Origin of the sequence: Oricola indica (assembly GCF_019966595.1) — a bacterium.
GTDB lineage: Bacteria > Pseudomonadota > Alphaproteobacteria > Rhizobiales > Rhizobiaceae > Oricola > Oricola indica.
The window spans coordinates 487,347-514,325 of sequence record NZ_JAINFJ010000003.1 but is presented as its reverse complement, the minus strand read 5'-3'; the positions used below and the strand labels follow the sequence as shown (position 1 = coordinate 514,325).

At 55.6% G+C, this 26,979-nt stretch carries 15 protein-coding genes and 4 pseudogenes; 12 read left to right on the top strand and 7 right to left on the bottom strand.

Features of this window, described 5'->3' with window-relative positions:
- The 9 genes and pseudogenes from LC343_RS11190 to LC343_RS11150 all read left to right on the top strand — a co-directional run bounded on the left by LC343_RS11190 (nucleotide 1) and on the right by LC343_RS11150 (nucleotide 10,364).
- Nucleotides 1-1,461 carry an alkaline phosphatase family protein gene (locus LC343_RS11190; RefSeq protein ID WP_223477185.1) on the top strand — a complete coding sequence of 487 codons (1,461 nt, stop codon included), beginning with the start codon at nucleotides 1-3 and terminating at the stop codon, nucleotides 1,459-1,461.
- The gene (locus LC343_RS11185) at nucleotides 1,458-2,612 is read left to right on the top strand and encodes a polysaccharide pyruvyl transferase family protein (protein WP_223477184.1); all 1,155 of its coding nucleotides are present in this window, start codon (nucleotides 1,458-1,460) and stop codon (nucleotides 2,610-2,612) included. The genes LC343_RS11190 and LC343_RS11185 overlap by 4 nt, the downstream gene beginning before the upstream one ends.
- A 1-nt stretch (nucleotide 2,613) precedes the next feature.
- Nucleotides 2,614-3,549 carry a glycosyltransferase family 2 protein gene (locus tag LC343_RS11180; RefSeq protein WP_223477183.1) on the top strand — a complete coding sequence of 312 codons (936 nt, stop codon included), beginning with the start codon at nucleotides 2,614-2,616 and terminating at the stop codon, nucleotides 3,547-3,549.
- Nucleotides 3,550-3,559: 10 nt separating this feature from the next.
- Nucleotides 3,560-4,792 (top strand): glycosyltransferase family 4 protein, encoded by a 1,233-nt coding sequence (locus LC343_RS11175; protein ID WP_223477182.1) that lies wholly within the window; start codon nucleotides 3,560-3,562, stop codon nucleotides 4,790-4,792.
- Nucleotides 4,793-4,942: 150 nt separating this feature from the next.
- Nucleotides 4,943-5,432, top strand: a pseudogene (locus LC343_RS11170) (transposase); the annotation flags it as partial.
- Between the two features lie 358 nt (nucleotides 5,433-5,790).
- Complete coding sequence (locus LC343_RS11165) at nucleotides 5,791-7,080, top strand: hypothetical protein (RefSeq protein ID WP_223477181.1); 1,290 nt, start codon at nucleotides 5,791-5,793, stop codon at nucleotides 7,078-7,080.
- 157 nt (nucleotides 7,081-7,237) lie between these two features.
- On the top strand, nucleotides 7,238-8,008 hold the full coding sequence (locus LC343_RS11160) for a glycosyltransferase (RefSeq protein ID WP_223477180.1): 771 nt from the start codon (nucleotides 7,238-7,240) through the stop codon (nucleotides 8,006-8,008).
- Nucleotides 8,009-8,197: 189 nt separating this feature from the next.
- Nucleotides 8,198-9,382, top strand: coding sequence for a glycosyltransferase family 4 protein (locus LC343_RS11155; protein WP_223477179.1), 1,185 nt, complete (start codon nucleotides 8,198-8,200; stop codon nucleotides 9,380-9,382).
- Nucleotide 9,383: 1 nt separating this feature from the next.
- Entirely contained in the window at nucleotides 9,384-10,364 is a 981-nt protein-coding gene (locus LC343_RS11150) for an NAD-dependent epimerase/dehydratase family protein (RefSeq protein ID WP_223477178.1), read from the top strand.
- A 496-nt stretch (nucleotides 10,365-10,860) separates the two neighbouring features.
- Here the strand turns inward: LC343_RS11150 and LC343_RS11145 are convergent.
- Nucleotides 10,861-11,063, bottom strand: a pseudogene (locus tag LC343_RS11145) (IS66 family transposase); the annotation flags it as partial.
- A gap of 113 nt (nucleotides 11,064-11,176) precedes the next feature.
- Here LC343_RS11145 and LC343_RS11140 point away from each other — a divergent pair.
- Nucleotides 11,177-11,866, top strand: a complete 690-nt coding sequence (locus LC343_RS11140; RefSeq protein ID WP_223477177.1) for a class I SAM-dependent methyltransferase — start codon at nucleotides 11,177-11,179, stop codon at nucleotides 11,864-11,866.
- A gap of 67 nt (nucleotides 11,867-11,933) precedes the next feature.
- On the opposite strand, the pseudogene LC343_RS11135 reads toward LC343_RS11140, so the two are convergent.
- Nucleotides 11,934-12,080: pseudogene (locus tag LC343_RS11135) on the bottom strand (IS5/IS1182 family transposase); the annotation flags it as partial.
- A 950-nt stretch (nucleotides 12,081-13,030) separates the two neighbouring features.
- Between LC343_RS11135 and LC343_RS11130 the strand changes: the two are divergent.
- Nucleotides 13,031-21,847, top strand: a complete 8,817-nt coding sequence (locus LC343_RS11130) for a hypothetical protein (protein WP_223477176.1) — start codon at nucleotides 13,031-13,033, stop codon at nucleotides 21,845-21,847.
- Here LC343_RS11130 and LC343_RS11125 read toward each other — a convergent pair.
- The 4 genes and pseudogenes from LC343_RS11125 to LC343_RS11110 form a co-directional block, all read right to left on the bottom strand.
- The gene (locus LC343_RS11125) at nucleotides 21,837-22,010 is read right to left on the bottom strand and encodes a hypothetical protein (RefSeq protein ID WP_223477295.1); all 174 of its coding nucleotides are present in this window, start codon (nucleotides 22,008-22,010) and stop codon (nucleotides 21,837-21,839) included. The two genes, LC343_RS11130 and LC343_RS11125, sit on opposite strands and share 11 nt — an antisense overlap.
- Nucleotides 22,002-22,215, bottom strand: a pseudogene (locus LC343_RS11120) (IS3 family transposase); the annotation flags it as partial. The gene LC343_RS11125 and the pseudogene LC343_RS11120, both read right to left, overlap by 9 nt.
- Nucleotides 22,216-22,243: 28 nt before the next feature.
- Nucleotides 22,244-23,464 carry an O-antigen ligase family protein gene (locus LC343_RS11115; RefSeq protein WP_223477175.1) on the bottom strand — a complete coding sequence of 407 codons (1,221 nt, stop codon included), beginning with the start codon at nucleotides 23,462-23,464 and terminating at the stop codon, nucleotides 22,244-22,246.
- Nucleotides 23,461-24,330: a hypothetical protein gene (locus LC343_RS11110; RefSeq protein WP_223477174.1), complete on the bottom strand. Its 870-nt coding sequence runs from the start codon at nucleotides 24,328-24,330 to the stop codon at nucleotides 23,461-23,463. The genes LC343_RS11115 and LC343_RS11110 overlap by 4 nt, the downstream gene beginning before the upstream one ends.
- Nucleotides 24,331-24,354: 24 nt before the next feature.
- Here LC343_RS11110 and LC343_RS11105 point away from each other — a divergent pair, with 24 nt between their 5' ends.
- Complete coding sequence (locus LC343_RS11105; RefSeq protein ID WP_223477173.1) at nucleotides 24,355-24,609, top strand: hypothetical protein; 255 nt, start codon at nucleotides 24,355-24,357, stop codon at nucleotides 24,607-24,609.
- On the opposite strand, the gene LC343_RS11100 is transcribed toward LC343_RS11105, so the two are convergent.
- Nucleotides 24,590-26,932 carry a GumC family protein gene (locus tag LC343_RS11100; protein ID WP_223477172.1) on the bottom strand — a complete coding sequence of 781 codons (2,343 nt, stop codon included), beginning with the start codon at nucleotides 26,930-26,932 and terminating at the stop codon, nucleotides 24,590-24,592. The genes LC343_RS11105 and LC343_RS11100 overlap by 20 nt on opposite strands.
- Nucleotides 26,933-26,979: the final 47 nt, after the last annotated feature.

Below are 26,979 nucleotides of genomic sequence, written 5' to 3'. Positions count from 1 at the left end.
ATGAAACAGCTAGTCGTTGGCATTGACGGCGGCACCGCCGCGATCTTCGACGCATTCGATATGCCGTTTTGGCAGTCTCTGCGGAACGCCGACGTCACCTTCGATGTGACAGAAGACCTCAATCAGCGCGGCTGGGCGCGCATGCTTTCGGGACAGGATGCGTCCGAGAATGGCGGGCTGTATATGAGGCCCAATTTTGACGGCAGCCGAACCTTCGACTTCAGCTTCAATTACGAGATGATGAGCGCTGCCGCCAAGTTCCGCCCGATTTGGAGGCTCGCCGAAGACGCTGGCGACCGTGTCGGCATGATGAACGTCCCCACGACGTCGCCGGCTCAGGCAGTGCCCGGGTTTTACGTGGCTGGCGGTGGCGGCGGCATCTTTCAGGGCGGTCTGCCTGACGGTGCCGTCTATCCGAAGGCCCTTGTCTCTGAAATCGAGCAGGCCGGATATATTTTCGACACCCGACCCGGCGCGCAGGATTTCTCCAGCGTGCGAGACCTTACCCAGCATATCGAGGAGATGATGAAGGCGCGCACCAGCACCTTCGTCAAGCTGGCGAAATCGCAAGAGATCGACTTCGGCTTCTTGGCCTACCGGGCGACGACAGTCCTTCTTTTCCTGGGCATGAGCGAGGTCGCCCACGCGATGCGCGTTCCGCGCGGGGACACTCGCCGTCAAAGCTGGTCCGAGGGATGGCTGGCGATCATCGAGAGCCACCTGAGGACTTTGGACGACTGTCTGGCGAAATTATTCGATGAATTGCAGCCCAAGCACCACATTGTGACGTCAGATCACAGCATCGTACCTTGGACGCATAACGTTGATTTCAATGGGTTTCTGACCGAGGCCGGGCTAGCCGAATTTGGCGTGTCGGGAACCACATTGGCGAAATCGGCGGCGAAGTTGGTGCTGCGCCCGCGCTTCCGCGCCGAGATGGCGGACGTGCCTCTGCGTCAGGTTTTTCGGGCGACGGCGACGGCGGGGCGCAATACCAAGAACCAACCGCGGGCGTTTTCCGGCACCTATGTCTACGGGATCTACGTGAACGACAGAGACCGTTTCGGCGGGCCCGTGTCCGGCGATGCCCTTGGCGCAGAAACCGACGGCATCATCGACAGCTTCAACTGGATCGCGCAGCAGCGGCAGATTCCAATGCAGGCGGTGCGCTACCGCTCGACCTTTGGGGACGCGCCGCAGGCCAGGATATTGCCGGATGTCTCGATCCTGCAATCGGGGCACGCCTTCCCTTCGATCTTGGGAAGCCACTGGTACGGGCGCAATCACAATTTCGGACCAGTGACCACGCTAACCGGCGCCGGCGGCATGCATAGCGGCCAAAAGGGCACGAAACCGATCCTGATGGCCGACACCTCCCTGGCGGCGCTGAAGAGCGAGAACGATCCTATGGACCTTCGGCTGGTTTATCGCCTTACTGCTAAGCTTTACGGTGCGAAGTGATAGTCGGACCGACCAAAAAGGCCTATGTGCTGACCCACCATTGGGTGCCGAATTTCGGTGCCAACCTGCAGGCGTTGGGGACGAAAAGATTGTTGGAGGCGCGTGGCTACGATGTAGATTTCGTCGATTTTCGCCCTCGCGGGCTGGTGGAGAAATACCGAGAGTCGATTCCCCACGCGCAACAGGAGGCGCATAGGCTTTTTGTGGAGGATAATCTGCCGCAAACAAAACCTATCGAGGATCAGGCGGGGTTCGAGCGGCTCGTTCGTGCGACGCCGGCAGATCTGTTCGTTACTGGCTCGGACGCGGTCTTTCGGCTAAACCCGGCCAGCAGCCGCGCCGATCTGATCTTTCCCAACCCCTATTGGTTGACTGGGATTCCAGATGGGCCAGGGACTGCGCCCAAGCGCGTGGCTTTGGCCCCAAGCGCGATGGGATCCAACCTGTCGCGTATGGACGCGGTTTCTCGGCAGGGAATGGCCCGTGCCTTACGAGCGATGGACGGGATTTCGGTGCGCGATGCTTGGACCTTGCGCCAAATCCGGCGGATCGCCCCCAATATCACACCAGAGATTGTGCCGGACCCGGTCTTTTCGTTGCGCAAAACAATGCGGGCGGCACGACATGTGTCGCCGGCTGTGCAACCGTATGTGGTTGTCAACACGATGCAGATTATGGACCGGGCTTGGATCCGGGAGTTTAGCCAGTTTGCGCAGGCCGACGGATATCAAACCATCTCAATACCTACGCCTGAAGGCGTCATTGACGAAGGGGCGCTCGCCAGCGCGAGCCTTCCCATCTCTCCTATACAATGGCTCGAGCTATTGTCGCGGTCGTCTGGCTATTTGGGCGTACGCTTTCATCCGGTGGTTGTCACACTATCGGTTGGGCAGCCCGTGGTGTCGCTCGATCTTTACCATGGTACGGCGCTCAATGCGGGCCGCAGTAAGACTTGGCTGATCATGAAGGAGTTTGGGTTGACGTCCGTCTGCCATGGCCACCGGAGTCACAAGTCGCTCTCGCCCCGGCATGTCTGGGCCGAAATACAGCGTCAGCGGAAGCAAATGCCTGAAAAGACTGAGGTCGCCGACCGGCTTGGCAAGAATATCGAAACCTACCTCGATCGGGTGCTGTACGAGCCAGTTACCTGACATGTCTGATCCCGTGCCGAATACACTTCCCGTCAGTTGTATTATCACTAGCTACAATAGTCGTCCGACTTTGGAAAAGGCAGTCCGTTCTGTTCTGGGCCAGACCCGTCCGATAGCAGAAATCATAATCGCCGACGATGGATCTACTGATGGATCACGCGATCTCGTCGCGCGTCTCTGCGACCGTTATGCGAACGTCACCTCGATCCTGCGACAACAGAATGTGGGCGTGGCGGCAAATCGCGACCTGGCAATACGCCGAGCAACACAACCCTTCGTCACACATCTGGATGGTGACGATCTATTTGCTCCGTCCAAAATTGAGGAAGAGTGGCGAGCTTTGAACGGCGATCCAGACGCGGTCGCGTATTCCTTTATTGCAATGATCGATGCCGAGAACATTTGGCGCTCCAGCATTCTTGACCCTGGATTGACCGCTAAGAGTAGCTCTAAGATTACGCTAAGAAATTTTGCATCGCGAAGCGGACCGATTCCAAGGGACATGCTTATGTCGAAGCAGCTTTACATCAAAGCTGGTGGGATGACCCATGGTATTGAGCTCTACGAGGATTGGGATTTCAAGATGCGTCTCGCCACGGTGGCTCGAGGCTGGCGTCACAGTGGCGCGACAGGAACACTCTACATCCATCGCCCGAACTCGCTCTCGTTCTCTGCAGTCGAAAAGCATGTACGATGGAAGCGTTTGGTTCTTGAAAACGTCAAGGACCGTCTTGTGGCTGAACTTGGGCGCGACGAGACAGACTGGATCTTCCGCGATATGTTTGCGCCGCGAGTTGTGAACGAGAAAAGAGAAACTATGGTCATATTGAGAGTCTTGGCAAACCTAGCACATCGTTGGCGGCACCAAGTCGTAACTCACGGCCGGTTTCTTAGCCGCGCCGGTGAGATATTATCCCTTTTGAACAAAACAGTGTAGCATTTAAACAATGCGATCAACAGAAGACCGTGTCGTCGTCGTGCACAATGGCCGCCGGGACAACTATCAGGTCGCAAAAGCTCTCAGCGAAGCCGGGCGTGATACACACTTGGTGACCGATTTCTATTATCAGCCGGATCACTCATTCGGTTTTCTGAGTAAATTAGTATTCGGAAATTCTGTCTGGAAGCGCCACGAGCCAGGACTGAGTGTTGTGGTACATTCCTCTCTCGGATTGTTGATCGCGGACTACTTGGAGCGCTTTTATCCGCGCAATAAGATCGTGAACCGGATGCGTGGCTACCTCCTTGGCCGACTTGCAAGTAAGGTCATTAAGAGAACTGGCGCCAGGAAGGCGTTATTCTACTATAATTGCGGGCTGGCGCATCTCCCTGCGTCAATTAAACGGGATTGTGCGATCACGCTTTTCCAGATGCATCCCCACCCGCAGAGCATTCGCGGCATCTACGAATCATACCTCGAAATTCGTCCGGCGCTAACGGAGGAGCTATGCTCTCAGGAAGAAGAGATGACCGAAAACACGGAGTATTTAAAGGGTCTGCGTGAAGAGGTGATTAGGTCTGATGAAGTGATCTGCAGCAGTACATTTGTCAAACAGTCTTTAGTCTCCGCAGGCGTGAACAGTGCGCGAATTCATCTTGTGCCGTACGGATTTCCTGAAGTTTCTGACGCGGTCCAGGAAAGAGCAGCTGACAGGGACTCGGATTTCGCTCTAAGGCTTGCGTTCGTCGGGCAGTTTGTCGTGCGGAAGGGCGTATTCGAGCTAGTCGCCATGACGGCCTCCCGGCCCGACATTGAACTGACTGTCTACACTCGCGAGGCTGCCTTTGCTCGGGGAGCGATCGAGCATTGGCTGGGCGGGCTGCCCGCAAACATTACTGTGAAGACGCTACTTGACGATAGAACCCTCTGGGCGGATGCGCGTCAGAAGGATTTTCTTGTCCTGCCAAGCCTTGTCGAGGGGTTCGGCTTGGTGATAACCGAGGCGATGGCAAATGGGCTTGCCGCAATCTGTTCAAAAAACACCGTGGGCTTTGACCTTATCGAAGACGGACGGTCAGGTTTCCTTATCGACGGTTACTTCGCGCAAGACATCGAAAAGACCTGCGATCGCGCAATTGACAGCTTGGATGCATGGCCGATGATCCGAGCCAACGCCGAGAATGTTGCGCGATCGCGATCATGGGCGGCGTTCCGTGAAGACATTTCCAAGATCTTCTGAGACCCAGAGGGACCTTTACGCGACAAGCGATTTAGTTACACGACTGCATGGTATTGCCGAGAGGAGCGCCTATCCGGTTGTTGAATAAGGGGTCACTCTGGGGGCTTGATTTTGATCCATTGGCCCGGAGTTTTTGTTGGGATGCTGTGGATGCGAGGCGGAGACGAACGAATAGGCGAGCTTTCAAACAATATCGATTTGGAAGCGCTGGTTCGGCAGAACTGTACATTGCGCAGTACCTGGATGATCGTGAATGAGGCGCTCGGGGCGATGGCGGTGATCTTTCGATGCTTTACACGCCGATTGGGCGACCGTCGATTCCGCCGGAGTGACTGCTCAGGGCGATGCTGCTACAGGCCTTTATGTCCGAACCGCTCGGAGCGATTTTGATGGAGCGGCTGGAGTACGATTTGTTGTTCCGCTGGTTCGTGATATCGGGGTCAATGATGCGGCTTGGGACCATTCGGTGTTCTCCATGAATCGCGACAGGCTGCTGGAAGGAGACATCGCAACCAAGTTCCTGGCGGCGGTGCTGGACCAGCCCGCGGTGAAAAAACTTCTGTCTACGGATCACTTCTCAGTCGGCGGCACGCTGACCGAAGCGTGGGCATCGCTGATGGGCGTCAGGCCGAAAGCGGGAGACAATGGCCGCTGGCCGATCATTGAGGCCGATATCTGGGATTGCGACTATCGCGATTTCTGCGGAGCAGCTACGATCACCATCGGAGCCGAAAATCAAGGCGAAATCGCCTTTCGGGCGATGCAGTCGACAGTCGACAGTCGGCATTGGTTGCAGCGCGTCGATGGTCTACTTCATGTAGGCTGGCTTTTTCAAGATGGACGAAGTCATCGCAAAGTCAATGTTGAATTGCTTGACGACCGTTTCTTCGCGATCAACTTTGCCTGCCACAACCATTACGAGGTCGTCTTCAAAGTCAAACGCGACATTTCTTCAACAGTCTTGCTAGATAGCTAGGGACGGCCGGGGGCGAAGCTGAGTGAGTGACTGGTACCTGATATCCTTTATTATGCTATTTTCGTTCTCAATCTATCGGTATGGCCTGTTTTCCTACCCGACCTTTTTCATATCGCAGATTACCCTTTATCTCGTGCTGATGCCTTGGGCGCTCGAGGGTGTCGATGAGATCAGCGGCGCTCACTCGAGCGTTACGTGGAGGTTCCCAATCGCAGTACTCCTATATACCGTTTTTTATCTGATGGGGATGCGCGCCTCAGCGCCACTTGCATTCAGGCGCGATACCTTTTTCAAGTCCCGATTTCGCCGGCTTGAGGTGGAACGCCCGGGCAGCCGAGTCGCCTATGTGGGGCTTATTGTTATCGCGGCCGGGATGATTGCGTATTCGCTGCTTTCGCGCAACATCTTCACCTCTGGACCATTTCTGCTCACTATTATCGGGTTCGATCTAGCACTAGCTTTATACCTTTTTGGCCGCAGCCGGCGACCAAGCTGGCTTAACGCTATGTGGTTTGTCGGTCTGCTAATTCTGTTTGTATATGCCGGTTTCCGCTACCGAATTATGATCCTGTTCTTCGCCGAAGTCATGCCCTTCGCCGTAGGGCGGTCCAAAATATTCAGCCGGCTTGCACTGATCGTCGGGACTTTCTTACTTGCGATTATTCTTGGAGCTTTTGGACAGATTCGCTCCTACGGCTCATTCTCCAACATCGATCTTCTAGACGCCGAATTAGATCTACGAACCGCTTTCTTAGCGAGCGGTGAGCAGACCGTTACGATCTCCACAATTGCTGTAGTTGAACATCATGACATTCTGGAAAAAGTGGGGTTCGAACCGATCATTCTAGTCGCCACTCAGTTCATCCCGTCGTCGATTTTCCCAAGCAAGCCTAGGGCGACCTACCTCGGCGCATACAACAAGGTGACCACTGGCTTGCGAAATACCGGAACCGCGATGCATGACGTGGGCCAGGCGACGTTGATGTTCGGAATTGTGGGCTTGCCATTCAGCGCTTTGCTTCTCGGATTTATTCTCGGGTATCTATTGAATGCGACCTTAAAGCGCAGTCCAAATATAAACTACACAATCGCGGTAGTAGTTCTGTTCGCAGTGTCTTTGCCGACACGCGGCTATTTCGCGCAGCAAGTCACTTGGGCGTTAACGTTTCTCTTGCCCCTCGTTATCCTCCAACTCAATGGGGGGCGCGGCGCTCGCCCCCCAATGAGTTGGCGCTACGAAACTCTGTCGAAAAGCCTTCACTTCCAGGGGCGTGTGTGGTCCAAAATATTGGGACCAGTTGCGCTCCGGTAGTTGAAGTAAAGTAGATATATGAAAGACAGTGACATCTGTATCGTTTTTAAGCGGTTTATGGGATTGATAAGCAGTAGGCATGCGTAAGTTCGTCCACCGAGAGCTGTTTTATCTATTCAATTAGCTGAGTAACGGGCGGTAGCTAAAAGGAAAGCGTTTGGCGGGCGAAAAGATTTTATCGATAGTCATCCCGAACTTCAACGGTGGCTCCTATCTCGAAGAGCTTCTATCGACGCTCTCCACCGCGCGGAATCGCTCTAAATTTGAGATCATTTTCATGGACGGTGGATCCCAAGATAATTCTGTCAATATAGCCGAGCTCTATCTCGACGATGATGACGTAATCGTATCGGAGCCTGATGGAGGCCAGTCAGATGCAATTCAGAAGGGACTCGAGCGCGCGATGGGACGCTGGTTTGTTTTCCAAAATAGTGACGATATGTTCGACATACACACCCTCGATCAATTCCTCGACAACTCGGAACAATATAGTGACTTCGATGTAGTTGCCTTCGACATGAGCGTGAAAGAATTGATTGAAGGAGACTGGAAGGTAACATATTCATTTAAACACACCAGACCGATTTCTTGGAGGCAGTTACGCTATAACATTTACTACACGAACCAAGCCACGCTCTATCGCACTGATCTTGCAAAGCAGGTGAAGTTCAATCCGGCGTTTGGCTTTGCTCTTGATTACGATTTCGTGGTGAGGTTCTTCAAGACGATCAAGCCGAGGGTAAAGACCGTGAGGGGGGTTCTCGGATACCAACGCATGCACGAAGCTACCAAAACTTCCAACATGCAGGAACTCTGCCGGAAGGAAACGACGAATATTCGCCGACGAGAGTACAGCGCCGCGGATGCGCTCTTGGGTTTTTTTACCATGGTCCATTATCATGCGTTCAAGAAAATCGGGTTAGGATAGTTGAGCAGACGTTCTGGCAGTGTTTGTCGGGGCGTTTGTAATGCGGTCGTGCGGTTTAGTAACTCCGTGATCGGGTGGTATGGGTACTTGGCCCAAGTCGGCGCACGTTGCCGTTCGCGGGTTGTGTCGTTGCGTGGACTCAACATTCCACCGCATTGGCGCGGAACGCGAGGTGATACGCTATCCCGAATGAACCAAACTGCTGTCTTCGCATATCCTCAGGCAATTACCTATTCCGGTCAGACCGCTGCGACATTGCTCGCGATGCGTGAGCTGAAAGCGGTGGGATGGAATTGCCGATCGGTCGAGTTCACCGCAATGGACCGCAGCCAGCCGCGGCTTGGGCGTCTGCTTCGGTATGGCTCCGGAGTGGTGATGGCATGGGTCAAACTGGTGGCAAACGCGCTAAATGGTCGACCGGTAATTGTCTTCAATCACGGCCAGAGCCTTAGCAGCTTTCTACGAATGGGGGTGCCGCATCTTGCCATTCGGCTGCTCTTGCCGCGCCGAAAAATTGTCACGTCGCTGCATGGCTCTGTATTCATGACGTGGGCGCGAAATAGCCTGAAGATGCGCCTTTTCCTGCGGTTGCTCAACGCTTCGGATGAGATTACAGTCTTGGGCGCGTCACAGCGCGAACAACTGATAAAGCTGGGTGTTCTTGGCGAGCGGATCACAATGTTGCCCAATACCGCTGACCTCGACATTGCTACTGAAGAAAGTGTACGTACCAAGCACATTGCACTCTTCGAAAACTCACAAGCCCCGCTTGTCCTCTTGCATCTAAGTTTGCTGATCGAAAGCAAAGGTTACGCCGACTTCCTCGAAGCGTGCCTCGCATTGGCCAGTGCTGACGATCGGCTCCCTCGACCGATCGAGATCCTCCTCGTCGGTCCGATGGCCTTCACCGGATTTTGCACAAGGTTCATCAATCCGGAGACCAAGCGAGTTTGGATAGAGAAGAAAATCGCAGAACTCAACGCGTTGTCCGGCGTCTCGGCGCGGTGGATTGAGGGGGCCGGGGGGGAGGAGAAGGAGAAGTTATTCGAATCGGCGCATGTTTTTGTTTTTCCGAGCCGTTATCCAGTCGAGGCACAGCCGCTTGTGCTGCTTGAGGCGATGTCCGCGGGTTGTGGCTTGGTCGTGTCGGATCAGGGCGAGATTCCGACCACAGTCGGTGATGAAACTGGTTTTTGCCTGTCCGACATTTCGGTGACGTCGCTTGCCCAAGCTGTTAGGACTTTGGCCACCGATCACAACAGGCGGATGGCCGCCGCATTGGCTGGCCACAAGCGTGCAAAGACAGTATTTAGTCCCCGGGTCTACGGCGAAAGGTGGGTCATGCTACTAAATAGATTGCAGAAAACATCATAAGATGAAAGTATTTGTCACTGGCGCGAGTGGGCTAATCGGGCGTTGGACGTGTGATTTGTTACGTCAGCGGGGGCACGACGTGCTGGGAACTGACATCCGGCCAAAACCCGATGGTGCGCGGGACTGGGCGTTCGAGGAGTGTGATCTGCTAGATAGCGCAAAACTGGCTGCGTTGATGATGAGCTACGAGCCGGTCAATGTTATACATCTCGCTGCGAAGACTGACCTCGATGGGCGCAGCCTTGCTGACTATTCTGTTAATATTACAGGCGTATCCAATCTGCTAAGGGCGGTAGAGGCAACACCGTCAATAACTCGCGCAGTCTACACGTCTTCCCAACTCGTCTGTAAAGTTGGCTACGTGCCTAGCCGAAACGATGAGTATCTGCCAAGCACGGTGTATGGCGAGAGTAAGGTAGAGACTGAGAAACTCGTGCGCGTTAAAAATGGCGGGGGGGTTAGCTGGTGCCTGGTACGACCAACTACCGTATGGGGCCCGCATATGAGCGATCATTACCGCTCACTTCTGTACCACATCGAGAAGGGCACTTACTTTCACTCCGGCAGTGGCGCCCTATGCAAATCCTATTCGTACGTGGGTAATATTGCCTACCAATACATGCGCTTGCTTGAGGCTGACTGCGAGGCCGTAGACGGCAGAGTGTTCTACTTGGCCGATTACGTGCCGTTGTCGCTGCGCGACTATGTGAACGCATTGGCGCGCGAACTCGGCGTGCGTCAGCCCGTCACTTTGCCCCTGCCTTTGGCTAGACTGCTCGCCCTCATCGGAGATGGCTTAGGCGCGGCCAAACTACCGTCTCCATACAACTCGTTCCGGCTAAACAACATTCGTACTGAGTACATCTTCGACGTGGGCCCGACTGAAGCCGTATGTGGCGCTCTTCCGTTCACCTTCGAGGATGGCGTCAAGGCCACTGTGGCGTGGCACCGGGCAGCCCCGCGTGTCATCGCAGGACGGTAGCACGATAGTCTTCCTGAGATCGGTAGATCGCAAGCCCGCCCCTGCGGCAGGTATACCCGATTGCGGTTGGGCGTTCTGTGTTAAGATTGGAATAGATAAGACAGCCAAGGCGCGGATGAGCGGTGACGCCGTAAAACATTCTCGTATTTGTTGGGAAAAATGACTAAAAGTGGTGTTTTGATGATTTTCCAACGAGGTAAATAATAATTAAATATTCTATTCGATATAGTTCGAATTGTTGGGGAAGGAGCGTCAAAGAAGATAATAAATGATGAGTTTGACGCCCGTTGTTCTGGGAATGGATAGCTAATACTTAATTGTAATTACCCACGCCCACGCTCGTCAAGTTTTTAGGTAGAGAGGGGTTCCAAGAACGGTTTGAACGAAGCAGCGCCTGTGCGTAGGCGCGCTGTGTCGACGACGGTGTTGATGTCGGCCTCGCCCCTTTGCGGCCCACATTGCCCGATAGTCGTCCGGCAGATCGACGCGACTGCAGGGGGGCATGACCGGGGCGGTGTTCGACCAAGCGGTCGAACGGTCTCATGGCGTGGACCTTACCCTCATGCCCGGGCTTTGTTCGGCCCGGTTTGGTCTTATCGCAACTCTCCTTGCGGTCCGTCGAAGGCAGAGCTTCGAAGACGTTCGACACTTCTTCTCCGGTCGTTGCAGGCGCAGAACCAGATCACTCAGTTCGTTGATCGAAAGCCGCTACAAATCAACACGGTCCATGCCGCCAGGGATTCAGTGATCGACGCGGTTGGCAAGGGGTGGGTAATCACCTTTTTTTATTTTCCCACAGCAGAGGTTAATCCATGCCAAGCATTTATGATAATGGAACATATGCTAGTAATGTCACCGATTGGCATGTGAGCGATTCACGCTACAAAGCAGACAAAGTCACAGAGCTTGTCGGTGGCGATTTCGCTCGTTTCAAGCATGTTGCAGAAGTAGGATGCGGCGCCGGAGAAATACTTAGGTTATTGAGTTGCGACTACCCGGATATTACTTTCCACGGATATGAGGTATCATCGCAAGCATATGAACTTTGTTTGCAACGTCAAAGGTCAAACCTGTCATTTACGCTAGGCGACATTACAAAAATGGATGTGCACTATGATTGCATTCTATGCCTAGATGTCGTCGAACATGTGGAAGACTATATCGGATTCCTGAAGAAGATTCGGAGCAGGGGAGAATTCAAGGTATTTAACATACCACTGGATATGAGCGTTACCGCGATTGCACGTGTCACCCCTATTGAAATCGCACGCAGAATGGTAGGGCATCTACACTATTTTTCGCGCGAATCTGCCTTAGCGACGTTGGAATATTGCGGATACGAGATCATCATCGAGCGATACAACCATCCATTCGAGCGAACGAAACTTGCGTTCACATTGTCCAGTCTTAATGCGCATGCAAGACTTGCCGCGAGTCGTATCGCGCCTCATTTGACTGCGCGGTTCCTCGGCGGTTCCCAATTGCTGGTCGTTGCGAAGTGATGGATATCGGCAGAACTCTCAAACCCGTAAGTGTCTGAATCACATCGAATTATATATATCTGGCTCCTGCGAGCCTTCGGCATCTACTGGGCCATGTGAATGCGCGGTCCACGACGCAGCGTCTCGGCGGAACCTTGAAGGCCTCGGCCTTGTCCAACCGCTTGACGATCTGTAGCGTGAGTTTGCCGATCTTTTGCAGGGTGCCCGGCAGGCGATACTTACATCGCTGAGATGGGCGAAGACAAGGCATGGCGCAGTCACGGACAGTGACCTGCTCCCAGTTTTGTCCGCGTCTATAAGTTAGCCCTGTTCACGTTGTGGTCCCTTCCGGACCGGGGTGCAAACTCGTTCGGGGGGAGCGCATTGAGGCTCGTGTTTGGTTGGTTCAGACTATAGTCGATCCTCCAATCCTCGGTGATCTCACGGCCATGTCAGTAGCCGCGGAACAGATGATCGTTAAGACATCCTTCGCCGAGCTGCCCGTTGAATGAACCTACCAAGCCTTTGTGCATCCGTTGTCCGCCGGGCAATGGATGATCTGCTCATCGGAAAACCTGGATCGTTACTTGGCATGTCTCCTTCGTCGGGGATCAAGCTAACCTTAAAGCGAGGGCAATTCAGGCGATCAGGTCAACCTGAATCCAGTCCCAGTCTCCAGCGGTTTCAAGCGAACCGATAAAAGGCCCGTCCACAGAAACGCTTGTGGTAGAGCCGCTTCCATCAGCGGTGTCGGCTTCGCTAATTCGCGCATCCTGTTCTGCGGTCTCAGCTTGAAGCAGACAGTCAGCGTATCACGGTTTCAGACTTGTACAAGCTTGGTACATCAATTTTCGTCGTCAACGCCCATACAGATATTTAGCTTGTTATGGCGACATACGATTTCGCATTCAGAGTCTGACGGAATTTCCAAATTGGCATGACCCATTTGGTTCATGCGGGAATGCCGGCCCTAGTCTATGATTTTCCCGAGGTTGCGCATCACCGGTTGAAAGGCGGCCAAGTAGCCCAACAGAGCAGTCGATCGGTGGCATCAGAGCGATAATCAAACAGTTGCGGGGTGGCGTGTGAATGATCAGAGAAGCATTGCTACCTGAAACTTGACAGGCCTACGTACAAGATCATGTATGGTAAATTTGATCATGTAATCTTGGGGTGGAGATAGGAATGGCAGTTCCAGAATTTGACTTCCTTGAGTTGAGCAAGGCTGTAGGCGAGTTTGACGCCAATGGCGGCGTGTTCCTCGACACCAGTATAGTGATCAGCAATCCTGACGGAACGGGCTTTACCGGCAAGTCACTGGTCATCGACTTCCCCGACGGGGACGGGACATCGGACGATACGCTGTCGGTCGCTGATCGTCTGTCGATCACGGTCAGCGGCAATACGGTTTCCTACAACGGCACGGCGATCGGCACGGTGTCGGGCGGGACAGCCGGGTCTGCCCTGACGATAGCCTTCGACCAGGGAGCGCCGGTAGGCTCGGCGCAGATCAGCGCGCTTGCACAGGCGATCCAGCTGACCAATTCCTCATCGACCCCGCCGGCAGGCGCGCGCCGGATCGGCTTCACGGCGACCGACGCCGACAATGACGTTGGCATCGATACGATTGACGTGACGATCGAGGCGACGCAGGCGCCGACGATCGCAAATCTGGACGGGTCCCTGACAGTAGGCGAGTTTGACGCCAATGGCGGCGTGTTCCTCGACACCAGTATAGTGATCAGCAACCCAGATGGGACCGGCTTTACCGGCAAGTCACTGGTCATCGACTTCCCCGACGGGGACGGGACATCGGACGATACGCTGTCGGTCGCTGATCGTCTGTCGATCACGGTCAGCGGCAATACGGTTTCCTACAACGGCACGGCGATCGGCACGGTGTCGGGCGGGACAGCCGGGTCTGCCCTGACGATAGCCTTCGACCAGGGAGCGCCGGTAGGCTCGGCGCAGATCAGCGCGCTTGCACAGGCGATCCAGCTGACCAATTCCTCATCGACCCCGCCGGCAGGCGCGCGCCGGATCGGCTTCACGGCGACCGACGCCGACAATGACGTTGGCATCGATACGATTGACGTGACGATACAGGATGCAGTCAATCCGATCAGCACTGCCGATATCGATCAATTCATAGGAGGATCTGTCGGCGACATCCTGGACGCTCATCTTCTTGGGGCCATTTCGATTACGCAGAACACATCCACGCTGATCGAAATTACAAACACAGGCAACGGACTGATCACCCAATTTCACGGGACCAATTTCACATTCGGTGCCGGGCCTGTCGTTACCGGTGGTACGGTGACATCATACCAGTTCCTCGACAACACAGGCGGAGTCGTACAAGCAGAGATACAGAACGTCTTCGAACCCGCCACGGACGTGGCGACTGCGATCTTTGCCTATAATGGTGGGGACGATACCGCCTTCGATGTCCTCTATTCACATTACGACTTCAATTTTGACTCCACTTCGGTCAACGGCGACGGGATCCAGTTCGAAGCTGGTGTCAACAACGACACGATAACCGTTGGCGACGGCGGCAGCGATTTGACCGGCGGTTCCGGTGATGACGACTTCAACGGCGGAGCAGGCTTCGACCGCGTCGATTATTCCAATGAAGGCGGGCCTTCTGGCATTAACGTAAATCTTGGGACTGGCACTGGTACCGATACGTTCGGCGATACCGACACTTTCTCGGGTATCGAGAGAGTGACGGGCACCAACGAAAACGACACGATCATAGGCGATGCGGATGATAACCAGTTAGACGGACTGGATGGCGTCGACAGTCTTCAGGGCGGCGGCGGTCGCGACATCATCAATGCCGGCGACGGCGACGACATCATCGACTCTTCAGGTGGCGATTCCGCATCGCAGGGCGATGGTGATATCATTCTGCCTGGCCTCGGTAGCGACACGATTACAGGCCATGCGGCTGCCTTTGGCGACCGTTACGGCGGTGGTCTCGACATCATCTACGAGGACTTGTCCGGTATTGGCGGTATCACACTGACGGTGACGGACAATGCGGGCAGCGGCACGGTCGTTGGTACGGGCGTCAATGCCACGTTTACATTTGCGGACCATTTCGAAGGCACGCAGGATGCCGACACGCTGATCGGTTCCGACTTCGGATCCGGTCCTGACAATTCTTCGGAAAGCTGGGTCGGCGAGGCAGGCAACGATTACATCGACGGCAATGGCGGCTGGGACACGGTTTCCTACAACCTGGAAAACGGCGGCGGCGCAGTATTCGTGAACCTTGGGGCAGGGACCGCCACCGATACGTTTGGCGACACGGATACGCTTTTAGATATCGAGGCAGCGCAGGGTACGGATCTGGCGGATACGCTGATCGGGTCCAGCGGCAACAACTACCTCGAAGGACGTGGTGGGCGTGACAACATTAATGCCGGCGACGGCGACGACACCATCAACTCATCAGGTGGTGATTCCGCTTCGCAGGGCGATGGCGACATCATTCTGGCTGGTCTCGGAAACGATACGATTACGGGTCACGCGGCCGCCTTTGCCGACCGTTATGGCGGCGGCCTCGACATTATCTACGAAAACCTGTCCGGCATTGGCGGCATTACACTGACAGTCACCGACAGCGCCGGAAGTGGCACGGTCGTCGGTACGGGTGTCAATTCTACATTCACCTTTGCGGACCATTTCGAAGGCACGCAGGATGCCGACACGCTGATCGGTTCCGACTTCGGGTCCGGTCCAGACAATTCTTCGGAAAGCTGGGTCGGCGAGGCTGGCAACGACTCCATCGACGGCAATGGCGGGTGGGATACCGTAAATTATAACCTGGAAAGCGGCGGGGCAGGGGTCACTGTCAATCTGGGAACGGGAACTGCCACGGATACTTATGGCGACACGGACACGCTTGAAGACATCGAAGGCGCGCTGGGAACGGACGAGGCCGATACTCTGATCGGGTCGGGCGGCAACAACTATCTCGAGGGTCGCGGCGGAAACGACCTTATCGAGGGCGGCGCAGGAGATGACACGCTGGTTGGCGGCGCGGATGCAGACACCTTCGTGTTTGCGCCGGGCGACGGGACCGATACGATCTCCGACTTCAATTCCGGTGAAGGCGATACTATCGACATTTCGAGCTATGCCGGCATCTCTGATGTCAGCCAGTTCGCCGTGTTTGACTACAACACATCCAATCCGGGCAGCACAACAATCAGCGTCAACGGTACCGACGTCATTATTGTCGAGGGTGTCGATCTGACCGGATTGGGAAATGCGGCATTTTCCTTCACGGGTTTCATCAACAATTGGGCCAATGTCGCCGATCTGAGCGATGCGCCGGTTTTCACCGACGGCGCAACGATCCGCTGGGTCAACAGCGACGGAACGATCACCGAACTTTTCGGGTCCAGCTTTACGTTCAACGGTCCCGGGGGCAGCCCTGACGGTGGTGACGCTGACGGTATTCGACGCTTTGCCGCGGACGGTACGACGCTGCTCGAATCAAAGACGGTTTCCAGCTCCGTTCTTGTGACCGACCTCGTTGGTGCTGTTTCGCAGGCCAGCGATCTGCGGGATCTGGTTGTTGCAAACCTTGCGTCGGATGCCGGCTCCTATCAGATCACCGCGCTGTCGGCGACGAACATTGAGGTCACCTATGCAAACGGGCAGAAGGTAAGTGTAGACGGAGCCAGCCTGTCGCTGCAGTCGGCTGATGTGGCCGGATTTGGCACGGTCAGTGATGTGACCATCACGGGTCCAGATGGAACGACAGTACTTGACTCCGCGAACGGCTTGACGACCAATCTGAGCGTCCTACTCGGTCTGTTCCTGTCGGGTAACCTAGAAGAAACCACACTTCATAATGCCGATGGCAGTGTTGCTTCGATCGGACTGCTGGATGGGGTTGGCTTCGGCGGTGCCGAGTTCATCCTGTTTGAAGGCCAGGTCACCTATCAGCGCAGCGCCGCCTTCACCGAGGGCAATTCGAGCGTCATCGGCTTTGGCGGCGCCAACAGCTATACCGATCTGAGTTCGGCTTCGAACTCCGTCTTCCTCAATTATTTGTTCTCCGATACGGCAATTACCGCCGACCTCGGTTCGGGTACGGTCACGCGTGGCGGCGGATCCATTGTCGACTCCGTGAGCGGTATCAACGATATTGCCGGTTCGGCTTTGGGCGACAGCATCACCGGTAGCGCGCAGGACGACTTTCTCGAAGGCGGAAAGGGTGACGACACGATCACCACCGGCGCCGGAAATGACACGGTCTTTTATTATCAGGGCGACGGTTTCGACACGATTACCGATTTTACGCCAGGGCAAGGATCCGACGATGTCATCGTCATCGACCATGTGTCGGGCGTGACGCCTGGATCGCTGGCTTCCTTTGCCTCCGAAGCGGGCGGAAACACGACATTCAATTTCGGCGACCTCGACGGCGACAGCTTCGATGACGGTTTCGTCCTCATGGGCGTGACATTGGCGCAACTGCACGAGGATGACTTCGAAGTCTATTTTTCGGGCACCAACCAAATCAACGGCACGACAGGCAACGATAATCTGGCAGGAACGCCGGGAGATGATTTGATCCTGCCGGACACGAACACAGGGCTGGATTCGATTGAAGCGTCTGAAGGTGATGACGAGATCGACTTCACCGGTTCGTCAGGCAATGCCTTTTATGATCTGCTGTATAGTAATCTCGGCGTTGCCCTTAACGTCAATATCGGGGCGACTTCGGGTACTGTTGGCAAAGACGGGATTGGCAACGACACACTTTCCAATATCGACCAGATTGGCGACGGCATCTACTTCGGGGCAGGCGCCCAGAATGACAGTTTCACCATAGCCGGCCCGTCAGGTCTGTACTTCATAGCCAATCCGGGAACGGGCACCGATACCATCGATATCAGCGCGGGCAGTGGACCTGTCCGCGTCGCGCTGCTCAACTATGACGGTGTCGATGTCGATGCCACGACAGGAAGTGCGGCGGAGCGCAATGGTGGTTCGACACTTTCCATCACGGGCACAGGGTTTGTCCGCGACTGGCAACTGACCAACAAGGATGATTCCATTCTTGGAACCGCTGAAGACGAGCGTTTCATAACTGGCGAAGGCAATGACCAGGTCGATGGCGGCGGGGGCCATGACATTTTGCGCTATGACCGCGGCGGCGTGACTGGAGTTTCCGCTATTTTCAATGGCGTTGGTTCCGCCAACATCAATGGCGTTTGGAACGGTCAGAATTTCCTCGATATGGTGACCAATATCGAGGAGGTTCGTGGCTCCGACACTGACTCGGACATCCTTTTTGGTGCCGAGGGCGACGAAACCCTGAGAGGCCGGGGTGGTGATGACGTACTTGGCGGCGGAGCTGGCGTTGACCTCCTCGAAGGCGGTGCCGGGGCGGACCGGTTTGTATTCAAGCCGGGCGACGGTACCGATACGATCATAAATGGAGATTTCGACTGGAGCGGTTCCGGCGACCGCATTGATCTGCGGGCTTTCGGAATTGGGACGACGGCCGGACTGGTAACCCTCAGCGGGGGTGTGGACACGGTCATCGATCTTGGAAATGGCGATATCCTAACTGTTGAGGGTGTTGATCTCACCGGTGATGGCGACGCGCCGTTCCTGCTTGCCAGCAGCATGAATGTTGTTCCCGGCGGCACAGCCGGCGATGATATCCTGTCCAGTACAGCGGCCGACGATCTGATCCAGCCGCTTGGTGGATTCGACCAGATAACCGCCGGCGACGGGAATGACGTGGTTGACGTCACCGGCTCGGACTTCGTGGACCTCATCTACAACAACCTGAGCGGTGCAGCGGTCAATGCAATAATTGGTCCGTCCAACGCCACTTTGGCCAAGAACGGTATCGGTTTCGATTGGATCGCCAATATCGACCAGATGAGTGTCGGCTTCCATCTCATGACGGATACGGGCAATGACAGCTTTGTCGTTGACACAAGTGGCGTCGCGGGTGGCAACGGATACATCCTCATCAACCCGGGCACAGGCAATGACTATGTCAACGTCTTCGGTGCCAGCGGCATACTGGCATTGAATTTCCTGGACTATGACGGTGTCTCGATTGACGCGACATCCGGTGTCGCGACCGAATTGAATGGCGGTACAGCAACGCTGAATGTCGATGGTTTCGTCGGAGAATGGCGAGGTTCCAACAAAGACGACATTATTGTGGGCACCACCGGCGACGACCGGTTCATGACCAACAAGGGTAATGATGTGGTCGATGGTGGCGATGGCTTTGACACGGCGCGCTACAACCACGGCAACGCTTCGGCGATCAGCGCGCTCTATGTCGATACCAACGGCGCCCATGTCACCGGAGCATGGGGTGGCGAGGCCTTTATCGATCGGCTGACAAACATCGAAATGATTGTCGGTTCCAACAATGGCGGCGATATCCTGATCGGTAATGACGGCGATGAAGTCTTCAAAGGCGGTGACGGAGACGACATCCTTGGCGCAGGTGAGGGTACCAATGAGCTTTGGGGCGAAGCCGATGCCGACCGGTTTGTCTTTGTCCAGTACAATTCGAGCACCATCAAGGATTTCAATCTCGCCGAGGGCGACAGGATCGATTTGCGCGCCTATGTCCAGGCCGGCGTCACCAACCTGAGCGGGATCACCGTAAATTGGGACGGTACTGACACGACAATATCCATCACGAACGCTATGGCGGGGACCGACACGATTGTCGTCGAAGGGTTCGACCTGAGTACTCAGGGAACAACGCCGTTCATATTTTTCGACAACTTCAACCAGGTTCCCGGCGGTGCGGGTGATGAATATCTCACAGGCACGAACAGTGACGATTTCATTACGACGGGTGGCGGCTACGACTCCATTGAAGCGGGCAACGGAAACGACGCAGTCGATGTGACAGGGTCCGACTTTATCGACCTGATCTACAACAATCTCGGCGGCGCCGCGCTGAATGTCGATATTACACAGGACGTTGCGACAATCATCAAGGACGGCATCGGCTTCGACTGGGTGATCAATATCGACCAGCTTACAACGGGAGAAGGGCTGCATCTGATCGCTGGCAGCGGCAACGATGCCTTCAGCGTCGACAAGAGCGGATTGGCCGGCGGAACCGGTTTCGTGCTTCTCAATCCCGGCACCGGTAATGATTTCGTCAACGTCTATTCGAGTCTCGGCGGCGGCAAGTTCGGTCTGAATTTCAATGACTATAGCGGTGTCGACATCGACGCGACGACCGGCATTGCGACTGAGCGCAATGGCGGTACGTCTTCCGTCGAGGTCATTGGCATCGTCGATGAATGGCGCGGCTCGAGCCAGGACGACACCTTCCTCGGTTCCGACGAAGATGAACGCTTTGTCACCGGTCAAGGTGATGACCAGGTCGATGGTGGCAATGGCTATGACGTCGTTCGATACGACCGACCCGGCGTCACGGATCTGACTGTCAGCTTCACGGGCATCGGCAGCGCAATTGTGACCGGCGTCTGGAATAGTCAGACCTTCACGGACACCTTGACCAATATCGAAGAGGTCCGCGGCGGCCGCTTCGGCGTTTCGGTTCTCTTCGGAGATGTCGGTGGCGAGGTGCTGGTCGGCGGCCGTGGTTCCAACTATTTCGAAGGCGGTGCTGGTAACGACCTTCTAGTCGCAAATGGTGACGCCAACCTGTTCTCCTTCGAGCCGGGAAGCGGCAATGACGAGATCAGGGATTTCGTCGTTGGCCGTGACTTCATAGACCTGTCGGCCTATGGCTTAACGACGGCTACCGTTGATCCCAGTGGCTTCGACGGATTTTCTTATGACGGGACCAATGACGAAACCACAATCGATCTGAATGGCGTCGATACGATTGTTGTGAAGGGTGTGGACTTAACCATCGAAGATCCCGCGGACGTCTTCATCATCGATTTGATCAATGGCACGTCAGGTGATGACAACGGCGCAAGCGCGCTGAACGGCACGGCGGCCAATGAGGTTATCGACGGCTTTGATGGCAGTGATGAAATCAATGGCGGTGACGGCAATGACATGTTGTTGAGTGGCGGAACAGATCTTGCCACCGGTTTCGACGATCTCTCCGGCGGCAGTGGGAATGACATTCTCGTCGCAGAGGGTGGATCGGTCTATCTGAGGGGCGAAGCCGGCGACGATGTCCTCAAGGCTACCAACGAATTTGGCGATCCGAATTGGGATTACGTGTTCGGCGTCTACGACAATTCACCGGGAACTATTGTCGCCAATCTGACTTCAGGTGCGCCGAGTTCCGGAACGCCGCCGACAATGCCGGGCTCGATGCAAATTGATGATGGCTGGGGAACGACTGACACGGTCTCCGGCCTCAATGTGATCGTCGGCAGCGCGTTCGACGACTACATCTACGTCGATGGTGACTACCGAAATGGCCAGGGAGCCAATCGGATCGAGGTCCGTCCTGGTGATGGCGATGATTTTATGGATTTCACGAACATGACTGGTTCGGCTCGCGTCAGCTATGCCGATGCCGGGGAAGGAGTCAACGCGGACCTCGATACCGGTATTGCAACCGAAAATGTTGCAGGTGTTCAAGATCTGATCGGAACCGACACGTTTGTTGGCGCGAATGAGCTGCGTGGTTCGGACTATGCCGACATCCTCTACGGCAATTCCGGCGAAAACCGACTGCGCGGTGAGGGTGGAGACGATACCATTGTCGGTGAAGGTGGTAATGACCGTCTGGAAGGCGGAGCTGGTGCCGATACCTTCGTCTTCCTCTTCGGTGATGGCAGCGACGAAATCGATGATTTCGATTTCCTCAGTGACGGTGATCAGCTCGACGTATCCGCTATTGCCGTCGACTCCAGCGGTTTCGGATTCACATATGACGCCGGCAGCGGCGACACGACCATCGCATTCAACAACGGCACCGGTGACGAATTGGTGCTGCATAACTTTGATTATCAAACGCTCGGCAATGTCGATGACATATTCATTTTCTAGCGAGATTCTTCCTGGAAAATGAACGGGGCAGACGGGCAGGGCGCAGACCGACAACACTGGATGAAATAAAATCTGCGGTATTGAGTGCGATATTGGTGATGCTCCAGATGAAACCGACGTCGAGGTTTTGGGAGAAAGTGTTCACCTTCTGGCCGTCGATCATGTCCGCGACGAGGCGCTCCTCGTCGGCTGTTCCGCGCGGCGGGCGCGGCTGCGTAGAACGATGCTGGCCAGAAAGCGACAGGCGCGAAGCTCCACATTCATCTGCCTGCGCACGTGATTGATACAGGCATGGCGACGAGAGGGGCTCAGAAGTTTCCCTTTGCAGCCTCGGTGAGGATAAGCTTGATCCGCGTCAGATCAGAGATGGTGACCTGCTCCCCTTCTCGTTCCCGATTAGTATGTCGCCGGCCGGTTTCTGTCTCGCTCCATGTCGTCCTTGTGTGACAGAACAACAGAGCTCAGATAGCCGAGAGTTATCGCAAGTGCCATCGTCCTGAGCGGATAGTCCAGAATGGAGTGGATACAAAGCGCCACGACGGATAGGAATGCGGCCTCGGACAGGCCGGACCGAAATGCACTGCGCAGCAAGAGAGCAAAATAGCCCAGCAACAATGCGGTTCCCATCAGGCCGAGTTCGAGCATGATTTCGAGGAAGTCGTTGTGGGCATGATTGGCGTATGCGGCGATCACCTGCTCGACCTCCTCATAGGCTGGGTAGACAAGCGTGAAAGTCCCCAGTCCGGATCCCAAGAGCCAGTGATCGCCGATGGCCTCCCAGGTTGTCCCGAAAATGACCCATCGCTGATCACCCTCAAGCGAGCTTCCGGAACCGAAAGCCCACAAGGCTGCAAGCAATCCAAACACTCCGACGAAAAGCGCGCCGATCCTCGCGACAAACTTGTTCCCGACAGGCGCAAACCAGATCAGCGACAACACCGCGGTTGCCGACGAGATACCCATTCCGGCGCGAGAGCCGACGGCAAATAGGATGCCGACCATGACGAGACTGAGCGCGACGAAGCCCAGCATGCTCTCCGCGCGCACGATCATCGTGTAGGCAAGAAGCGGGATCATTGCAAAGAACAGGCTTGAAAAGTGGTTCTCATTCGCAAAGAGCCCTGTGTTCACGTCAAATGGGAGGATCCCCGACAGGGTGACCGAACGGCTGAAGGAAAGTTGCACGACGGCGACGACCGCCTGGAGAAAGAGCCCGACATAGAAATATGGTAACAGCCGCGCCCGCTGGCGCTCACTCATCAGCGAAACATAGAGAAAAAAACCGAGCGCCGCGATCGCAAAAAGCCCCGCGTCGAGGCTCTTTTGCGGCGCCGGTGACCAGAAGCCCAGCCCGTTACCGCCGGTCAGGGGAATGGTTCGCATTATCGGAACAAACTGGATCGCGATAGCCGCCAGAACGAGGATCGTCAGGATTCGCGCTGCGGTGCCAAGTTGGTTGGACCAGAGTCCTGCGATACCGAAAAACAGGGCCGGGACCAGGATGAGTTCGAGCAGATGATCGGTCCAGATTCCTTGGCCAGCGCCTCCGCCTAGGATCAGGGCAAGGACGATCACGGCACCGGCGTAGCGCGGAGACGCTGCGGATCCGGGTGTCATACGCCACGCCTTTGCACAATGGAAACCGACCGGAGCAAAAGCGTTCCGCGATAGCGGTTGCGCCAGCTCATCGGCATTTTCTCGTTGAAGAGATGAAGCTCCAGCAATTCGCAGCCGGTGGCCGGCACTGTGAAGCCATGGCGTTCGTTGTGTTTGCCTGTTGCGTCCATAAAAGGCGTACTCAGGACCATCTGCCCTGACGGTATGCATCGAATTGCAAACCGGATTGGTTTTGGGGTCACGAGGTCCCGACTTTCATAGGAAATGGCTACCTCGTGGCGACCGGGAACCAGGCGTACCAATTGGCTGACATTGTGAAACCGGATCGGATTGTCGAGAAACCGCATCGAAAGGTCCGCTTCCCCGTCTTGCGTGACCCGGTCGAAGCTGACACCGGCCTGGTTGCGGATGCGCCAGTCGAAGGCGTTGCCTGAAAAAGGCATTTCAAAGCTGCCATTGTAGACGAATGCCGACTTTGTGCTCTCCGAGCGCGTCAGTTGAAACAGTAGATAGGCCTCGGTGTATTGTTTTTCGCGCAGGAAAGCATTGGTCACCAGATTGATGACGCCGTCGACATCCTCGACGCCGCTATCATGCCAGTCGACAGCCATGCGATAGGCAAAGGGCAACGTCTCCTTGGTTCTTGCGAGGCTGTTTATCAGGCGAACGCGCAGGGGTGGATATTCGGCGAAACGCTGCATGATCCGGCTATAGGCGTCGGGGTCAGATAGAAGAATCGGCAGAGCGGGTTCGAGACTGCTCCATCGATCCGGCCATCGCCGTCCCAGGGTTTCCAGAGTTTCCGCGGCCTCGAGATAACGCTGGGACTGGATGTCGAAGACCAGCTGGCGCGTCAGCGCCTGCAATTCGGTTGGCAGCAGGTCCAGTGCATGACGATAGAATTGCGATGCGGCTTCCCGGTCGTCCCTGCGTTCAGCGAGAACGCCCATCAGGCTATAGAATCGCGCATCGATCGGCGAGAGGAACATACCTTTCTCGACAATCTTGCCGGTTCTCGCGTCGTCAATCTTCGCGAGCGAGACAGAGACCCTGTCATCGGAACGGAGCGGATTGATCTGAAGGGCGATTGCCGGGTTGAATTGCGAGATCAGCGAGCTCGCACCGTTAATCAAAACGGCGCTTGAAACGATCAATGAGATCAGACCCGCCGCGAGCCAGCTTGCCGGCGATGTCGCCCTTGGATGCGCGTGTGCCATGATCTTCTATTTCAACTGACGCATTGTCATAGCCGTAATAGTTATACTGCGTGTAGCGGTAGGCGTAATTGTAATCGAACTTATCGACCGCGAATTTCGATAGTGCGGCGCCGACAACATTGCCCGATGCGCTCCTGAGGCGTTCCAGCGCGTGCTTGGCCGATTTCCGGGTTACCTGTTTCGAGGAGACGACAAGCAGCGTCGCGTCGGCCAGGCGACTGAGAACTGGCGCGTCCGCGAGGCCCAGAACCGGCGGCGCGTCGATGATCACGATGTCATAGGATTTCGCCATCTGGGCGACCGCCATTGCCATCTTCTGAGACATCAGCAGTTCGACCGGATTTGGCGGAATCGTGCCTGCGGCAAGCAGCGTGATATTTGGATTGTGAGTGGGGTGGAGGATCGAACGTACGTCCCCTTTTCGCAATACGTTTGACAACACATTGCTAAGGCCGGCTGAATTGTCGGTATTGAACATCCGATGCATGCGCGGCTTGCGCATGTCGGCATCGACCACGAGGACCTTCTTTCCAAGAGCGGCAAAATCGTGCGCCAGCTTGTAGGCGGTTGTCGACTTGCCTTCGCTTTGCTCCGGCGAGGTGATCAGAAGCGAGTGCATCGTGTCGCCGACACCCGTGAACTGGATCGACGTGCGCAGAGACCGATAGGCTTCCGAAAGACTCGACTTGTTATCCGCCATTTCGGTTTCGAGCGCGTCCTCGGGCGTCCGCGGCAGAATGCCGAGCACGGGTATCTTCAGCTCGCTCTCCACCTGATCCGGTACAGTGAAGGTGTTGCGCATCAGTTCGAGCAGATAGACGAGTGCTGCTGCGAGCGTGAGGAAAATTAGCAGCGACAGCGCAAGGTTGAGTTTCAGGCTCGGCGAATAGGGCGCTGTTGGCCGCACAGCCAGATCGATGATCGAGGCATTGGTGGTTCTCAGCTCTGCTCCGACGCCAACTTCATTCAGCTTCGAAATCAGTGAATCATATTGCGAGCGATTGGATTCCACCTCCCGGCGCAAGATCGTGTACTGGATATTCTTGTCCTGGAATTCAGCCTGTTGCGCTTCGAGCTTGGAGATCTCGGCGCGCAGGCCTGAGACCTTCTCCTCTGCCTGCGCAAACCGGATTCTGGCTGCAGTGGCGATCGCGGCGACCTCGGCATCAATCTGCTTTTGTAACTCCGTGATCTGGGACTGCAGTCGACGCATCTCCGGAAAGCCCGGTTTCAACGTCGTCAACTTTTCCTGATAGGTGGCTTTCAGTGCAGCGATTTTTTGCTTGGTGTTCTGGATCGAGTCGCTCTTGAACACTTCCGGCAAAGCCGCTGCGTTGCCATCCTCGACCTGCTGGACATACGCTTGCGCCTCAAGCCGGTTCTGTAGGGCTTCTCCAAGCGAGTTATTGAGTTTCGAAATGTTCTCGGAGATCAGCGAGGCATCGTTGCCCGTCAGTGTGATCCCCGCCTGCTTGGCATATTCGACAAGCGCCTCTTCCGACGTCTGCAGCTTCGCCTTCGTTTCGCGAACCTGCTCCTCGATAAACTGGCGGGCGAGATCGGACGTTTCACCGCTTTTATCGACATTTTGGTCGATATAGCTGCGCACAATCTGACGCGACACCTCGGCTGCATATCCCGGATCGGCGTGGCTGTAGCCGACCGAAAGGATCGAAGTGTTGCGGACCAAATCGACGGAAAGGCCGCTCAGGACCTTGCCGACTGCCATGGCTTCACGCGTTTCGGCGTCGAGGTCGTCCAGAACGGCCGTCGGCGAGTAGTTGAAAATACGGTTGAAGAGATTCATCACCGAAAAGCTCGGTGCCGGTGCCAAGAACTTTGCATCCTCGGCTAACCCAAGGGAAAAGACGACACGGCGCGCGAGGTCGCGGCTCTGCATCTTCTCGCGTGCGGTCTCGAAAGCGCGCAGATCGGCCGATTGCGAAACGAGTTCCAGATCCTGAATGACCTTGGCGCTCGGTGTGATCACCTCGACATCGGTCGTTGCACGATAAAGCGGTGTCTGAAGGAAGGTTACGAAAACACCGATTACCAACCCGGCCAGGAGAGACGCGGCAAATAGCCAGCGATAGTGAATGACATACCAGATCAGCTTTAGCGGATCGAGGCTGTCTTCTTCCTCTTCCGGTGGGCGACCGTAACCGAAGGCAGGTTCTTGATAATGAACAACATTGCGCTCGACCATGGCCGGCAGTTCATAAGAGCGCCTGTCGGGTTCGAATTTGTTCACGGTGGCCCCGGGTTCTCTTTGTTGGACCAGTCACCTTGGTCCCAAAT

Excerpts from the sequence above, each read along its gene's own strand:
- LC343_RS11190 (WP_223477185.1), top strand. The coding sequence starts at position 1 with ATGAAACAGCTAGTCGTTGGCATTGACGGCGGCACCGCCGCGATCTTC.
- LC343_RS11180 (WP_223477183.1), top strand. The coding sequence starts at position 2,614 with ATGTCTGATCCCGTGCCGAATACACTTCCCGTCAGTTGTATTATCACT.
- LC343_RS11175 (WP_223477182.1), top strand. The coding sequence starts at position 3,560 with ATGCGATCAACAGAAGACCGTGTCGTCGTCGTGCACAATGGCCGCCGG.
- LC343_RS11155 (WP_223477179.1), top strand. The coding sequence starts at position 8,198 with ATGAACCAAACTGCTGTCTTCGCATATCCTCAGGCAATTACCTATTCC.
- LC343_RS11150 (WP_223477178.1), top strand. The coding sequence starts at position 9,384 with ATGAAAGTATTTGTCACTGGCGCGAGTGGGCTAATCGGGCGTTGGACG.
- LC343_RS11140 (WP_223477177.1), top strand. The coding sequence starts at position 11,177 with ATGCCAAGCATTTATGATAATGGAACATATGCTAGTAATGTCACCGAT.
- LC343_RS11130 (WP_223477176.1), top strand. The coding sequence starts at position 13,031 with ATGGCAGTTCCAGAATTTGACTTCCTTGAGTTGAGCAAGGCTGTAGGC.
- LC343_RS11125 (WP_223477295.1), bottom strand. The coding sequence starts at position 22,010 with ATGATCGACGGCCAGAAGGTGAACACTTTCTCCCAAAACCTCGACGTC.
- LC343_RS11115 (WP_223477175.1), bottom strand. The coding sequence starts at position 23,464 with ATGACACCCGGATCCGCAGCGTCTCCGCGCTACGCCGGTGCCGTGATC.
- LC343_RS11105 (WP_223477173.1), top strand. The coding sequence starts at position 24,355 with ATGACGATAGAATTGCGATGCGGCTTCCCGGTCGTCCCTGCGTTCAGC.